This is a genomic window from Pseudomonas sp. Z3-6 (assembly GCF_051131985.1).
GTDB lineage: Bacteria > Pseudomonadota > Gammaproteobacteria > Pseudomonadales > Pseudomonadaceae > Aquipseudomonas > Aquipseudomonas zanjanensis.
The window spans coordinates 1,808,445-1,822,201 of record NZ_CP071644.1 but is presented as its reverse complement, the minus strand read 5'-3'; the positions used below and the strand labels follow the sequence as shown (position 1 = coordinate 1,822,201).

Below are 13,757 nucleotides of genomic sequence, written 5' to 3'. Positions count from 1 at the left end.
GCCTCGGTGTGTCTGACTGACCGAGTGGGTTGTTTTTAGGGCTGCTTCGCAGCCCAGCGGGAGCAAGCTCCCTCGCCACGAAAGCGGTTTGGTGATTAACCAGTAGAAAAGCTCAACTACTCACCTCTTGACCTACCAAGTAGATGGATCCTCACGGGCTGCTTTTTGGAGATCTTCTTTCCAAGTTTTTTTTGCCAAGATATAAATATCCTGAAGAAATCCCTTCGGATCCTTTAAGTTATACCACTCCCCTCTGGGCCAGCTACCTGCGCAGTCTTCGTCTATTTCAAATAAACTTTGGAAATCGAAGCCAGGATCATCAAGCTTACTTTCTAAAAAGTTCATCAATACATATTTATGCCTGTAGGACAGGCATTCCAAATCCAAGCCGTATTTAACAATCAGCACTGATCTATCGTGCCCGTCGTCAGGATTGTAGCCCGCTAGTATTACCCCACGTGTTTCCTCACGATCATACACATCAAACTGACCTATAAACCACATCAAATCAGGAACAAACTCCTCGTCTACAAAAGGATTCTTTAGCATTATTTTTTCTCCATAGGAAATCCGGTGTAAGGCACACCATCTTTACTAAACTTAACTTCAAACCAATTTAAATTCTCGTTCAATTTAGGATTTCCCTTATCCTTTTTATTGGGCTTGTAGCCACGCCCTGCCCCTGGCAGCTCCTGCCTGACAACTCTATCTTTTTTGTGATCCAGACCTGTAAATGGATCTAGCCCAAGCCTTTCTCTTGTCATAGCTTTATTCAGTGCACTCAAATGAATTCGCCAGTTACTGAATTGGGAGCTTAAGCTTCCATTAGCTCCTTTTGGAATTTCACCCGTATGCGGATTCGCACCGTTAATGGCTCGCTGCTTGAGCGCAACGTCTAAGATTTCCGAACTGTGTTTTTCAACGGTGTGCATACTGTATTTTTCCTCCATAGCAACAACTCGTCGCTTAGCATTCGCCTCCCCCAACTCATCAATTCGCGCCCGCCGCTGCTCCGCCGTCATCGGCAGCGCCGGCTCACCCTCATCCACCCCAACCTTAACCGTCGGGTCTTGCTTACCGACGGCGGGCTTTTTACATCCGTCGCCCGGGCAACCTTCCAGCCCCAACGGATCCACCCACCCCGTCGGATTCAGGGTGTAGCGATACCCATTGAGCCCACCCACCAACTTGCTCGGGTCAGGCGTCAAATAGCGGCCAGTCTCGGGATTGTAGTAGCGGTGCCGGTTGTAGTGCAGGCCGCTTTCGGGGTCGAAGTATTGGCCCTGGAAGCGCAGTGGTTGTTCAAGCTGCTCGCCGTCGCCGTGCCTGAGTGCGGTGACTTTGCCGTAGCCGTTGTAGCGCGCCGACCAGACGATCTGGCCGGCGGGGTTGGTCAGTTCCTGGGGCGTGCCCAGGTGGTCGAGGTGGTAGTAGAACGGCGCGGCGTTTTCCGGGCCTTCGCCGTTGAGCATCGCCAGTGGACGGAAGGTGCCGGGTTCATAGACGTAGCTGCGGTGATGGCGCGGGCTGTTTTCGGCGACGACTTGGTCGCCCTGCCAGAAAAACTCCGTGGTCAGGCCGTCCACGGTCTTGCTGATGCGTCGGCCGAAGGCGTCGTAGCGGTAGGACGTTTCGCAGCCGTCCGCCGTGGTGACGCCGATCAGGCGGTGTTGGCTGTCGTAGCGGTAGGCGCTGACCAGGGCCTCGCCGCGGCGTTCGCGGATCAGGTTGCCGAAGGCGTCGTAGTCGTAGTGGCGGTCGCCCTCCTTCAGCAGGCGGTTGCCCTTGAGGGTGGTCGGGCCGGGGCGGTCCTGCATCAGCAGGTTGCCGGCCGGGTCGTGGCTGAAGTGTTCCGGCGGTTCGCTGTGGGAAAAGTCGATGCGGGTCAGGCGATCTAGAGAATCGTACTGGTAGCTGCGGCGGTTTCGGTGGTCGGAAAGGGTTTGCAGGTTGCCCTTGGGGCTGTAGGTATAGTCGCGCCAGAGCAGTTGCTGCTGTGGGTTCTGCCACGCGGTCTGGGCCTTGAGGCGGCCCTGTTCGTCGTACCTGTAGTCGCTGAGCAACTGGCCTTGCTGGCGCTGCCGTTCGTGGCTGCCGTCAAAGCGGTGTTCGGTCAGGCGCGCGCCGTTGAGGTCGATGGCGGTCAGTGCGCCGCCCGGGGCGTGGTGGTAGTCGAGCTGGCTGTCGTCCGGCAGGCGCAGGTGGTTGAGGCGTCCGCAGGCATCGTAGCGATAACGCAGGGTGCCCCAGCCCTGGTGCTCAGTGATCAGCCGATCCTGGGCGTCGTATTCGAAGGCCAGCGGATGGTCGCTGCCGTCATCGACGTAGACCAGCCGGCCCAGTTCGTCGTAGCGGTATTCGATGGCCTGGCCGTCGGGCAAGGTTTTGAGTTGCAGCCGCCCGGCCGCGTCGCGCTGGTAGCGGGTGACCCATTGCGAACCGTCCTCGCCGTGCTCAATTTTTTCCAGTAGGTGACCGTTGAGGTCGTAGGCGTAGGCGGTGCGTTGGCCGTCGAAGCCGATTTGCTGTCGGATCAAGCCGTTGGGCGTGTAGTCCAGCTGATATTGTTCGCCGGATTCGTTCTCGATCTCGGTCAGCAACAGCCGCGCCGAGTCGTAGCGGTACTTCAGCTCGCTACCGTCGGGGTTCAGGCGACGGCTGACCAGGTGCAGGTCATCGGCGTATTCGTAGCGGGTGGTGCGGCCCTGTTCGTCGCGCTCTGCAATGACCTTGCCGTAGGCGTTGTAGCTCCAGGCCCGGATGGCGCCGGTGGGCAGGGTGACTTGCAGCAGTCGGCCGACGGCGTCCCATTGGTAGTGCGTGAGGGCGCCGTGTTCGTCCCGGCGGCTGAGCAAACGTCCCAAGGCATCGTAGGAAAAACACCGGCGACCGCCGTCGGGCAGGACTTCTTCAGTCAGTTGGCCCAGGCGACTCCAGGTGAAGCGATGTTCGCCGCCGTCCGGGTCGTACCTTGCCAGCAGTTGCCCATGGGCATCGTAGGCATATTCCGTACGCTGGTCGTCCGGGTCGATGCTGGCGATCACATCGCCCCGGTCATTGCGGCGGTAGGTCCATACGGCCTGGCCGCGCTGACGGGTGTGCAGGAAACCGTTGCGGTATTCGTAGGACGTCGGCGCTTCATCTGGAGGAATCAGCGCCAACAGTCGTCCGACGTCGTCGTAGCGGTATTCGCGGACCGCCCCCAGCGGGTCTTGCTCGGCGATCAGCCGGCCCTGTTCGTCATAGGCCTTGAGGTGTTCGCCGCCGTCGGGCTCGACCTTGCGCACCAGCCGCGCCCGGTCGTCGTGGACATACACTTCCTGGCTGCCATCCAGGTGCCGGACGGTGACACTGCCGTCCTCGCCCCAGGTGTAGCGGCTGTCCATCTGCGCAAACGAAGCCCAATGCCGTACACAGCGAGACGCCGGCCCGACGCCTTGCCACTCCCAATAAAAACTCGCTCCGCCGGCCAATTGCCGTTGGAGGATGACGTGCTGGTCGTCGTAGTCGTAGCGTTCGCTTTCACCGGCGGCATTGGTCGCTTCGATCAGTCGGAAACGTCCGTCGTAGCGGTAGGACACCAGCGTCTGCTCGGTCCGCCAGGCTTCGTCGAGGGTGATGGCCGGGTGGAAGCTCTGGTAGTCGACGGCGATCAGGTGACGCTGTTCGTAGCGCAGGCGCAGGGAACGCCCGGCGCCGTTATCCAGGCGGCAGATGTCGCCGTGGATGTTGCGCTGGAGGGTCAGGCGGTTGTCGTAGCGGTCGCTGAGGGCGGTCAGGCGGCCGTCGCGAAAGTGCAGGAACGGGGCGTTTTCCCCCGGTTGGGCGACGATCAGCTCGTCCGGCTCGCTGCCCAGGTAGATCGCCGCCCGGGCCAGGCTGTTGTGGATCGCCGGGCGCTGGGTGCTGGGCAATGGAAAAAGCGTGCGACGGTTTTCCTGGTCGACCCAGGTGACTTGCTCGCCGTCGAACTCCAGGCGATGGGCCAGGGCATGGCTCCAACCGCGCCCGAGGCCGACGTCCAGGTTGGCGGCGCTGGTGCGGTATAAACGGGTGAAGACAAACGGCAAGCGGCCATCAAGGGTGCCGTCGTCGAGGGTCAGTAGTTCTTCGCCGGTGACCATCGACACCGGGCAGCCGCTGGTCTGGGTCTGGGCGGCGGTGTCGGCGCTGTCGCCGTTGGGGTTTTTCGATTGGGCGGGGGCGTCGTCGTGGGGTTCGTGTTTTTTCAGTGTGGTGTTGCGCTGTGCATCCCAGCGCAGCTGCATCCGGCCTTTTTTTATCCCCGCCGCGATGCCGCGTGCCGCCACGGTTTTGTAGCGGTCCACGTAGGTCATGAAGCCGTTGACCACCGCGAAGATCGCCTTGACGAAACGCTGCACTGCGTTCAGCAGGCTTGCACCATGCCTGGCCAACCGCATCGATAGATAGGCGATCCCAGCCCCCGCCCCCGCAAAGGTCAAGACCACGCCGATCAGCAAGTCGATCACCAGTTGCACCACCACAGTGGAGAGCGCTTCGGCCGTTTCGCCGGCGACTTCGCTGGGCGGCAACATGTCCAACCAGAGACTGGCAGTGCGCACCAACAGGCACAGCGCCGCTTCGTCACTGGCCAGCAGTTGCAGCTTCGCCATCACCGCCGGGGTGTCTTGCGCCAGCTTCTTCAACTGCTCAGCGCTTTCACCCAACCGATCAACAAACTGACCGGGGTCCTTGAGGATGTCCGAGAGCAGACTGATGCTGTCCCACACCCCCTCGATCGCCGCCCAACTGCCAGCGAGCAACCCGTTCCCCACCGCAGCCGCCGACGTCGCCAAGGACTGCTGCGCCCATCGCGGCTTGAAACCTTGCCACTCGTGTCGTAGCCAGTCCGTCAGATCACCGGCCAAGCCATCGTAGGAAGAAAACAAGTTCTCTATTTGCTTGGCGGACACCTCGCCCTGAACGTGAACCCGATAGGACTTGCCCGCCTCCCCCTTGAAGGTCCCCAGGCCCCGGGCGTCCAGAGTGACCGGCGTAACCTCGCCGCCCTCCACCGCCACCACATCCACCACGATGTCGCCCAAGGGGATGTCGTACACCGACTCGAACTTGCTCTCGATCGTCATCACGCCGCCCAGGGGGCACTGGACGACCGTGGAGAGAAAATCATCGTCACGGGCGCCGACGGCAGTGGTGCTGTCGCCGAAACGGATCAGCCGCTCCATGCCCATCAGCGAGGGCAAGTCGGCCGCGTGGCTGGCCCGGTCTGCCGCCCGGCTGTACCAGCGCTCAAGCTGCTCGCGGTAGACCGACAAGGTGTCTTTGAAGCGGTCGAGTTCCTGCTCGATACGGTTCACCTGTTCCATCAGGACAGGGCTCGCTCAAGGGCCGGCAGGAAAAAACGGTCGAACATGGGCAATGTCTCGCAGCACTCAAGGAGCGCGAGACTGTGCCGGGGATGGCGGGGGAATTAAGTCAGGGGAACGGGACAAAGGATGTAGGGCGATTCGCTAAATTCGCCCCGCTGCCACGAATAGCCTGTGGATAACGCTAAGAGTCGCGGGCTTCGAGGGCCTTGAGCTTGATCTCGGCCAACGGATGCCCGGCTTTCGCCGCCAAGGTCCACCAGCGTGCCGCTTCGAGCGGGTCCGGCGCCTGGTTGGTGGTACCGGCCAGGCTGATCACGCCGACTTGGTAGGCGGCCTTGCCATCACCGGCCAGTGCCGCCAGGCGCAGCAGGCGAATCCCTTCTTCACGGGCGCCCAGCCCTTGGCCGCGAAAGGTGAGGATGTGCCCGTAGAAACTTTGCGCACCGACATCGCCCAGGTTGGCCATGCGCGAGAACTGGCCCTCGAGCCAGGCCCAGCCACGCGGCTGGCGGACGAACCAGGGCCAGTGAAACAACCGACGCGCCAGCCAATAACCGAGCCGCGCCTTGAGTCGCCAGAGCACTCAGGCCTCCGCCGACTCGGGGTATTCGTATTCAAACACCCGGACCACTTCCGAAGCGTGCCAGGAAGCGGCGGCCACCCCATCGGAAGGCCCGGAAAAGCGGCCCAGGCGTTCTACGCACTCGAAGAACCCCGTACGCGGCAACCGGCTCGCGCCCTGGCTGATCACCAGGGAACTGCGCAGTGGCTGTTCTGCCCGGGCGTCCAGCGCCGCCAAATGCTCAAGGGCCGCGGTCAAGGTCTGCATGGCCGGGCTGGGGAGTTGCAAGCGCTCCAGCAAGGCGCGGTAAGTCAATAAATGGCGCTGGCGCCGCGCCTGGTCCAATTCACCCAACAACCCATCCCAATGCTGCCGACTGATGCGTACACTCACGATTCTTCCCTCCAACCCGGCACCGTCAACTCCCAGGCCAGACTGCGCCGAATCGCGGCATCGGGCTGTCGCTCGCCGCTCTCGATCAAGGCCAGATAAGACGGGCTGATACCTACCGTGCGAGCCAACGCCTCAATGGCGATGCCCTTCCCTTCGCGCAAACTGCGTAATTGATCCAGGCCAGGGAGAACCTGGTCGGGTGCCGCCGCGTGCCGGACTGTCGCTTCACGCGGCGGAGCTTGATTGACACCTGCTGCTTTCAACAACGCTTGGTACTGATCCCACGGCAAAACCGCGTACTCGGGTTCTCCGTCACGTGTGATTATTTGAATATCCATGTCTACCCCGTAGGACAACAACACTTAGCGAGTCAGCCTTTTTCCTTGGAAGTGTAATCCTAAATGCCGGCTAAGGTCGCGGGGTGATGCATTCTCAGGGGATCAGGGCTTTTTCTGACCTTGGAGCTGGAGTTGTTCCGGGGTGTCGGGAAGCCTTTCGACTTTGGCCAGCGTCTCGGGTGACTGTCGATAACGCCAGGCGCGGAATGCCTCGAGCTCAACGTCGAGGGTTTTCATGATCCAGGCCAGCACCGCGATGTCGTCGAACATGCCAAACATGGGCAAGAGGTCTGGAATGGCGTCCAAGGGGCTGAGGAAGTACATGAGCCCCGCCACTATCGACAGCATCGACTTGGCGCTGACCGCGCGGTACTCGCCGCGCCAGTAGGCCAGGCACAAGGCCTGCAACAGGCGCAGGTCCTCCTTGAGCTTGCCCAGCCGCCCACCCTCCCGGGCACCTTTGCTGGCGACGGCGAAGAGCAATGTCGGCAATCGACCGCGGGCCAGCAGGCGGCCTGCCAAGGGCAGAAATCGCGCAAAATTCCACGGGGCCTTCATTTTTTCTCCCACTGAAATGTTATCCACACAAATTGTGGATAACCTTGTGAACAGAGCTGCATTTCACCGCTGAAGCCCCCGTTCCATAAGGGCCCGGCTTAGATCGGGCGTTTTTTACTCACATAAAAAAACCCAATATTTCATTGACTTGACCAGCCGACTGCGTCTAGCACAGCGCCTGCAATGCCTATGACTATAGCTTGCACCGGGCGTTCGTTTTTTTGCCATCTTACCGCCGCCCAGATGCAACAACGCCCCGCATAAGCGAGGCGTTGTCGTTATAACAGACGCGATTACTTGGCTGCGTCTTCTTTTGCCGGATCCTTGATCGCCAGCAGCTCCAGGTCGAACACCAGGACCGAGTTGGCCGGGATGGCCGGGCTCGGGCTCTGGGCGCCGTAGGCCAGGTCGCTCGGGATGTACAGCTTGTACTTCTCGCCGACGTGCATCAGTTGCAGGCCTTCGACCCAACCTGGGATCACGCCGCTGACCGGCAGGTCAATCGGGCTGCCACGCTCGACGGAGCTGTCGAACACGGTGCCATTGGTCAGCTTGCCGGTGTAGTGAACGGTCACTACGTCGGTCGGCTTAGGCTGCGCGCCATCGGCTTTCTTGACCACTTCGTACTGCAAGCCGGAAGCGGTGGTGGTGACACCGGCTTTCTTGCCATTTTCTTCGAGGAATTTCTTGCCGGCGGCTGCCGACTCTTCGCTCATCTTGGCCATGCGCTCTTCGGCACGCTTTTGCAGCGCGGCAAAGGCTTCGACCAGTTCTTCGTCTTTCAGCTTCTGTTCTTTCTTGCCGACGGCATCTTCGATGCCCTGGGCAACTGCTTTGGAGTCCAGGTCATCCATACCTTCCTGAGCCAGGCTTTTGCCCATGTTCAGGCCGATACCGTAGGAAGCTTTCTGCGCCGGGGTTTTCAGCTCTACGCTGGTCTGCGAGTCGCAACCCGCGAGTACCAGGCCAACCAGGGCTACCGCCGCCGCCAACCGATGCTGTTTCATGCTATTTCCTTGTTCATGCGCCTAAAGGGCAATCGAGTAAAGCCGCGAGCTTATCAGGCGGCCACGACCAATGGCTACCGGCATGTGAGCCGCAAAGTGATGATAAGTTCAGGTCCGCAAACGCTTTTTGATCCCAGGCAAATGAAGCATCTGTCATCCGTTACGCGCAGGGACACCTTGCCGCTCCCCCACAGGACGGGGCTACTGGCCACTTGCCCGCCGCGCAGCGCTGAGGCATAAGGGCATATCAAAAAAAACAAGGACGTAACCGTGCGCCTCCTCTCTCGCATTCTCTTGCTGCTCCTCGCGCTGCTGATCGTCGTCGTGGCCGTGGTGCTTTATTACGTCGCCAATCCCCGGCTGCCGTTCTATGAGCCCATCCAACAGGTGCATTACCTGGATCAATGGAGCGCCGCCGAACGCCAGACCTATTACTTCACGCCCCAGGGCACCCAGGTCAAAGGCCTGCGCTACGACTGGTTCACGGCCCTCGAACTGCCGTTTTCGCAACAACGCTTCGCATCGCCGGAGTATCTGGCGCGCTTTGGCTTCCTTATCGATCCGGCCCAGAAAGCCACGCCCGAGAATCCCGGCAATCTGCCGGTGGGTTTCACCCGGCACCAGAACGCAGGCAGCGCCGACCCATTCCTCGATATCACCTGCGCTGCGTGCCACACCGGCGAATTGCGCTTCAAGGGCCAGGCGATACGGATCGACGGCGGCTCGGCACAGCACGTGCTGCCTTCCAGCGTTCCTACGCTACGCGGTGGCAGTTTCGGACAGGCATTAGTCGCCAGTCTGGCGTCTACGTACTACAACCCTTGGAAATTCGAACGCTTCGCCCGCCAAGTCCTGGGCAAGGACTACGACGCCCGCCACGAGGACCTGCGCAAGGCGTTCAAGGACTCCCTGGATACTTTCCTGCGGGTGGCCTGGAACGATACCCATCGCGGCCTCTACCCCACCGAAGAAGGCCCTGGCCGTACCGACGCCTTCGGCCGCATTGCCAATGCCAGCTTCGGCGACGCCATCTCGGCGGAAAACTACCGGGTCGCCAACGCGCCGGTGGACTATCCACAGTTGTGGGAAATGTGGACCTTCGACTGGGTGCAGTGGAACGGATCGGCCCAGCAACCGATGGCCCGAAACGTCGGTGAAGCGCTGGGAGTAGGCGCCACACTGAATTTCTTCGACGCCCAGGGCAAACCGCTGCAGGGCGACGCGCGATACCCCTCCAGCGTGCGCGTGCGCGACTTGAACAAGATCGAAGAGACCTTGCAACTGCTCAAGGCGCCCGTGTGGCCGGAAGCGTTGCTGGGCGCGGTCGATAAACCGCTGGCCGCCAAGGGCCGGGCCCTGTTCGTCGAAAACTGCGCCGGCTGCCATGTGCCCAAAGTGGTCCAGGGGACCGACAGGCCGGTACAGCAGTTGCACATGCTGCCGGTGAAAGTGATCGGCACCGACCCGGGCACTGCCAATAATATTGCTGATTACCGTTACGACCTGACCAGCCTGCAATGGAACCCGGCTGAACTGGCGAAGCTGGAAGTGCAACTGCACCCGACCCCGACGGAGCCGCTGGACCTGAGCCAACTCTCGGTCGCCAAAGGCTTGGCCTACGTCACTGCCTTCGTCGAAAACCGTGCTTACCGCGACGCCGGGGTCACCCTCGCCGAGCGCCCGGCCCTGGACGGTTTCGGCCTGCCCATCGGCGTACGTGAATTGCGCGCCTACAAGGCCCGGCCGTTGGCGGGTGTCTGGGCCACGCCACCGTTCCTGCACAACGGCTCGGTGCCGACGATCTATCAACTGTTGTCCCCCCAGGCTGAGCGGGCGACCACCTTCTATAAAGGCAACTTCGAATACGACCCACGCCATTTGGGCTATCGCACCGAAGCCTTCACTAACGGCTTTAACTTCGATACCCGGGTTACCGGCAATCACAACAGCGGCCATGAATTTCGCGCGGGCGAACGCGGCAACGGCGTCATTGGCCGCCTGCTGCAACCGCAGGAACGCTGGGCCTTGCTGGAGTATTTAAAAGTACTGGGCGGGCCACTGGAGTCGCAACTGTAATGATGAACCCCACCGGTAAAAGGATGTTGGCATGTTGATCACGCTCTGGCTGCGCCTCGGCGCCTTTTTGGGCAAGACGCTCTTGTGGCTGCTCGGCATCGGGTTGCTCGGCTGGGCACTGTCCTCGGCCTGGTTTGCCTGGCAACACAGGGGACCTGTCCCGGACAAGGAACAGGTGGCACCCGGCGAAGCCGCCATGACCCAGGACATCATCCAGACTGCGATCCGCATCGTCGATCAGCACCGCGAAGGCACACGCTATCTGCGTGATGCCCATGCCAAGGCGCACGGTTGCGTCATGGCCGAGGTCCAGGTGCAGAGCGACCTGCCTACCCCGTTGCGCCAGGGGGTGTTCGCCGAACCGGGCAAGACCTGGCAGGCCACGATCCGCCTGTCCAACGGCAACGCTTATCCGCAATTCGACAGCCTGCGCGATGCCCGGGGGATGGCAATCAAACTGCTGAACGTGCCCGGCAAGCAATTGCTGGCGGACCGGCAATCATTCGGCGAGCAGGATTTCGTGATGTTCAATCATCCGAACTTCTTTGTCAGCGATGTCGCCGAGTACCGTCAGAATGTGGCCGCTCAGGCTGACGGGAAGAAGGCGATGGCTTTTTTTCCGAGTCTGGACCCGCGCACTTGGCAGATTCGGCATCTGTTCATCGCTTTGGCGACCCTCTCGCCGGCCCCGGCCAGTCCGACCCAGACCACTTATTTCTCGGTATCGCCTTATAAGTTTGGCGAGGCCAACGCCAAGTTTCGCGTCGCGCCGGATCCGGACAGCTGTCCAAGCTATACCCTGCCACCGCAGAATCAGGATTTGCCGAATTTCTTGCGCAGCGCGCTGAACCAGCAGTTGTCCACAGACCGGATGCCGGCGTGTTTTGTCTTGCAGGTCCAGCGTCAGGATCCGAGCAAGTACATGCCGATCGAAGACACCAGTATTGAATGGCAGGAAAGTGATGCGCCGTTCGAAACCGTGGCGCGCATTAAGGTGCCGGCTCAGGATTTTGATACGCCCAAGCTGAATCTGGCTTGTGATAATCAGTCGTTCAATCCTTGGTTTGGGATTGAGGCGCATCGGCCGATTGGGGGGATTAATCGGTTGCGTAAGGCGGTGTATGAGGCGGTCAGCGATTATCGGCATCGGCGGAATGCTGAGCAGTAGACGGGGGGTTGGGTGTATATCCGTTCCGCTATCGCGAGCAAGCTCGCTCCCGCACCTGATCTTCAGCAGCCCACAAAGCGTATATACACCGCAGAACCCATTGTGGGAGCGAGCCTGCTCGCGAAGTGGCCGGCACAGCCAACATCAATACAAACTGCCCCACCGCCTTCGCGAGCAGGCTCGCTCCCACAATGGGTCTGCGATGAACCCAAGTCTCATGTACGCCCGAGATCACCTGTGGGAGCGGGCTTGCTCGCGAAGTGGCCGGCCCTTTCAATATCTTCATCGACTGTGACATCGCCTTCGCGAGCAGGCTCGCTCCCACAGGGGATCTTCAGCAGACGCAAAATCCGTGTGCACCGCAAAACCTGTGGGAGCGAGCCTGCTCGCGATGAGGTCAGCCCATCCAACACCTTCATCGACTATGAAACCGTGATGGGCATGAGCGCTTTGGTTACTTTTGACTGGGCCGGCTTCCGGGCTCTTCAAAGTGCCCCGCCGCCAGGGCGGAACCCTAAGTCGCCGTTACTGCAGCAACGGATACACACAAAAAAAGAGAATAAAAAAAAACGACGCTCTTCCCTCGTAAAGGAAAAGCGTCGTTTCTAGTAGCCACCTGGCGTTCAGCATTCCAGGTAACCAAATATGGCGCAGCGGACGGGACTCGAACCCGCGACCCCCGGCGTGACAGGCCGGTATTCTAACCGACTGAACTACCGCTGCGCGTAACATTGAAAGTTTGGTGGGTGATGACGGGATCGAACCGCCGACATTCTGCTTGTAAGGCAGACGCTCTCCCAGCTGAGCTAATCACCCTTCACTTTCGATGCGGGGCGCATTCTCTCACAGTTTTTTGTAACGTGCTGATTTAATTAGCAAATTCAGCAAAAAAACATGAGCAACACACACCGCGGGAACTGCAAACAGCAAAAAGCCCGCGTTAGCGGGCTTTCCGTGGTGACCTGGCGTTCAGTGTTCCAGGTTACCGAATATGGCGCAGCGGACGGGACTCGAACCCGCGACCCCCGGCGTGACAGGCCGGTATTCTAACCGACTGAACTACCGCTGCGCGTAACACGTTGAGCGAAATGGTGGGTGATGACGGGATCGAACCGCCGACATTCTGCTTGTAAGGCAGACGCTCTCCCAGCTGAGCTAATCACCCTTCGCTTTCGGTGTGGCGCGCATTCTACGGAGCACTCTTTAAGCTGGCAAGCACTTTTTAAATTAATTTTTTCAGGCCTTCCAAAGGCTTAGCGAAGGGTTGGCCTATGGCGCCGCGAAGAGAATAATGCCCCCCTTTGTATAAAGGAGAGACTCACCCCATGTGGTTCAAAAACCTGCTTATCTATCGCCTGACCCAAGATCTGCCTTTTGATGCCGAGGCGTTGGAAACTGCACTGGCCAGCAAACTGGCGCGTCCATGTGCAAGCCAGGAGTTGACCACTTACGGTTTCGTCGCGCCGTTTGGCAAAGGCGAAGACGCGCCGCTGGTGCACGTCAGCCAGGACTTCCTGCTGATCGCCGCGCGCAAGGAAGAACGCATCTTGCCGGGCAGCGTCGTGCGCGATGCCCTGAAGGAAAAGGTCGAAGAGATCGAAGCCGAGCAAATGCGCAAGGTCTATAAAAAGGAACGGGACCAGCTCAAGGATGAAATCATCCAGGCGTTCCTGCCCCGTGCGTTCATCCGTCGCTCGTCCACCTTTGCCGCCATCGCGCCGAAACAGGGCCTGATCCTGGTGAACTCGGCCAGCCCGAAACGCGCCGAAGACCTGCTGTCGACCCTGCGCGAAGTCATCGGTTCGCTGCCGGTACGCCCACTGACGGTCAAGATGGCCCCGACCGCCACCATGACCGACTGGGTCAAGACCCAGAAAGCCGCGGACGACTTCTTCGTGCTGGATGAATGCGAACTGCGCGACACCCATGAAGACGGCGGCATCGTGCGTTGCAAGCGCCAGGATCTGACCAGCGACGAAATCCAGCTGCACCTGAACACCGGCAAGGTGGTGACGCAACTGTCGCTGGCCTGGCAGGACAAGTTGTCCTTCGTGCTCGACGACAAGATGGTGGTCAAGCGCCTGAAGTTCGAAGACCTGTTGCAGGACCAGGCAGAGCAGGACGGCGGCGACGAAGCCCTCGGCCAACTGGACGCCAGCTTCACGCTGATGATGCTGACGTTCGGCGAGTTCTTGCCGGCGCTGGTGGAAGCGTTGGGTGGTGAAGAGATTCCCCAGGGGATCTAAAGGCGGTGATCTCTAGTGTGGGAGCGGGCTTGCTCGCGAAGGCGGTGTGTCAGCAACC

General features: G+C 60.3%; 10 protein-coding genes and 4 tRNA genes. 3 read left to right on the top strand and 11 right to left on the bottom strand.

The window, feature by feature from the left end:
* Positions 1-132 precede the first annotated feature (132 nt).
* The 7 genes from J3P88_RS08225 to J3P88_RS08195 all read right to left on the bottom strand — a co-directional run bounded on the left by J3P88_RS08225 (position 133) and on the right by J3P88_RS08195 (position 8,209).
* The gene (locus J3P88_RS08225; protein ID WP_434574638.1) at positions 133-549 is read right to left on the bottom strand and encodes a hypothetical protein; all 417 of its coding nucleotides are present in this window, start codon (positions 547-549) and stop codon (positions 133-135) included.
* The gene (locus J3P88_RS08220; protein ID WP_434574637.1) at positions 549-5,348 is read right to left on the bottom strand and encodes an RHS repeat-associated core domain-containing protein; all 4,800 of its coding nucleotides are present in this window, start codon (positions 5,346-5,348) and stop codon (positions 549-551) included. Before J3P88_RS08220 ends, J3P88_RS08225 begins: the two co-directional genes overlap by 1 nt.
* A 184-nt stretch (positions 5,349-5,532) precedes the next feature.
* Positions 5,533-5,934, bottom strand: coding sequence for a sel1 repeat family protein (locus tag J3P88_RS08215; protein ID WP_434574636.1), 402 nt, complete (start codon positions 5,932-5,934; stop codon positions 5,533-5,535).
* Entirely contained in the window at positions 5,935-6,306 is a 372-nt protein-coding gene (locus J3P88_RS08210) for a hypothetical protein (protein WP_003179080.1), read from the bottom strand.
* Positions 6,303-6,644, bottom strand: a complete 342-nt coding sequence (locus tag J3P88_RS08205; RefSeq protein WP_186709869.1) for a helix-turn-helix domain-containing protein — start codon at positions 6,642-6,644, stop codon at positions 6,303-6,305. The genes J3P88_RS08210 and J3P88_RS08205 overlap by 4 nt, the downstream gene beginning before the upstream one ends.
* Positions 6,645-6,746: 102 nt before the next feature.
* Positions 6,747-7,202, bottom strand: coding sequence for a YkvA family protein (locus J3P88_RS08200; RefSeq protein ID WP_186709871.1), 456 nt, complete (start codon positions 7,200-7,202; stop codon positions 6,747-6,749).
* 293 nt (positions 7,203-7,495) lie between these two features.
* A complete protein-coding gene (locus J3P88_RS08195; protein WP_030142016.1) occupies positions 7,496-8,209 on the bottom strand; it encodes an FKBP-type peptidyl-prolyl cis-trans isomerase in 714 nt (237 codons plus the stop codon).
* Positions 8,210-8,479: 270 nt separating this feature from the next.
* Between J3P88_RS08195 and J3P88_RS08190 the strand changes: the two genes are divergently transcribed.
* Positions 8,480-10,285: a di-heme-cytochrome C peroxidase gene (locus tag J3P88_RS08190; RefSeq protein WP_434574635.1), complete on the top strand. Its 1,806-nt coding sequence runs from the start codon at positions 8,480-8,482 to the stop codon at positions 10,283-10,285.
* A gap of 31 nt (positions 10,286-10,316) precedes the next feature.
* Positions 10,317-11,453, top strand: coding sequence for a catalase family protein (locus J3P88_RS08185; RefSeq protein WP_434574634.1), 1,137 nt, complete (start codon positions 10,317-10,319; stop codon positions 11,451-11,453).
* 646 nt (positions 11,454-12,099) lie between these two features.
* On the opposite strand, the gene J3P88_RS08180 is transcribed toward J3P88_RS08185, so the two are convergent.
* From J3P88_RS08180 to J3P88_RS08165, 4 genes are all read right to left on the bottom strand, one after another.
* Positions 12,100-12,176, bottom strand: a tRNA-Asp gene (locus J3P88_RS08180).
* Positions 12,177-12,193: 17 nt separating this feature from the next.
* Positions 12,194-12,269: transfer RNA gene (locus J3P88_RS08175), tRNA-Val, on the bottom strand.
* 176 nt (positions 12,270-12,445) lie between these two features.
* Positions 12,446-12,522, bottom strand: a tRNA-Asp gene (locus tag J3P88_RS08170).
* Between the two features lie 20 nt (positions 12,523-12,542).
* A tRNA-Val gene (locus tag J3P88_RS08165) sits at positions 12,543-12,618 on the bottom strand.
* Positions 12,619-12,778: 160 nt separating this feature from the next.
* On the opposite strand from J3P88_RS08165, the gene rdgC reads away from it, so the two are divergent.
* On the top strand, positions 12,779-13,699 hold the full coding sequence (rdgC, locus tag J3P88_RS08160) for a recombination-associated protein RdgC (RefSeq protein WP_014339706.1): 921 nt from the start codon (positions 12,779-12,781) through the stop codon (positions 13,697-13,699).
* Positions 13,700-13,757: the final 58 nt, after the last annotated feature.

Excerpts from the sequence above, each read along its gene's own strand:
- rdgC (WP_014339706.1), top strand. The coding sequence starts at position 12,779 with ATGTGGTTCAAAAACCTGCTTATCTATCGCCTGACCCAAGATCTGCCT.
- J3P88_RS08220 (WP_434574637.1), bottom strand. The coding sequence starts at position 5,348 with ATGGAACAGGTGAACCGTATCGAGCAGGAACTCGACCGCTTCAAAGAC.
- J3P88_RS08195 (WP_030142016.1), bottom strand. The coding sequence starts at position 8,209 with ATGAAACAGCATCGGTTGGCGGCGGCGGTAGCCCTGGTTGGCCTGGTA.
- J3P88_RS08205 (WP_186709869.1), bottom strand. The coding sequence starts at position 6,644 with ATGGATATTCAAATAATCACACGTGACGGAGAACCCGAGTACGCGGTT.
- J3P88_RS08200 (WP_186709871.1), bottom strand. The coding sequence starts at position 7,202 with ATGAAGGCCCCGTGGAATTTTGCGCGATTTCTGCCCTTGGCAGGCCGC.
- J3P88_RS08225 (WP_434574638.1), bottom strand. The coding sequence starts at position 549 with ATGCTAAAGAATCCTTTTGTAGACGAGGAGTTTGTTCCTGATTTGATG.
- J3P88_RS08185 (WP_434574634.1), top strand. The coding sequence starts at position 10,317 with ATGTTGATCACGCTCTGGCTGCGCCTCGGCGCCTTTTTGGGCAAGACG.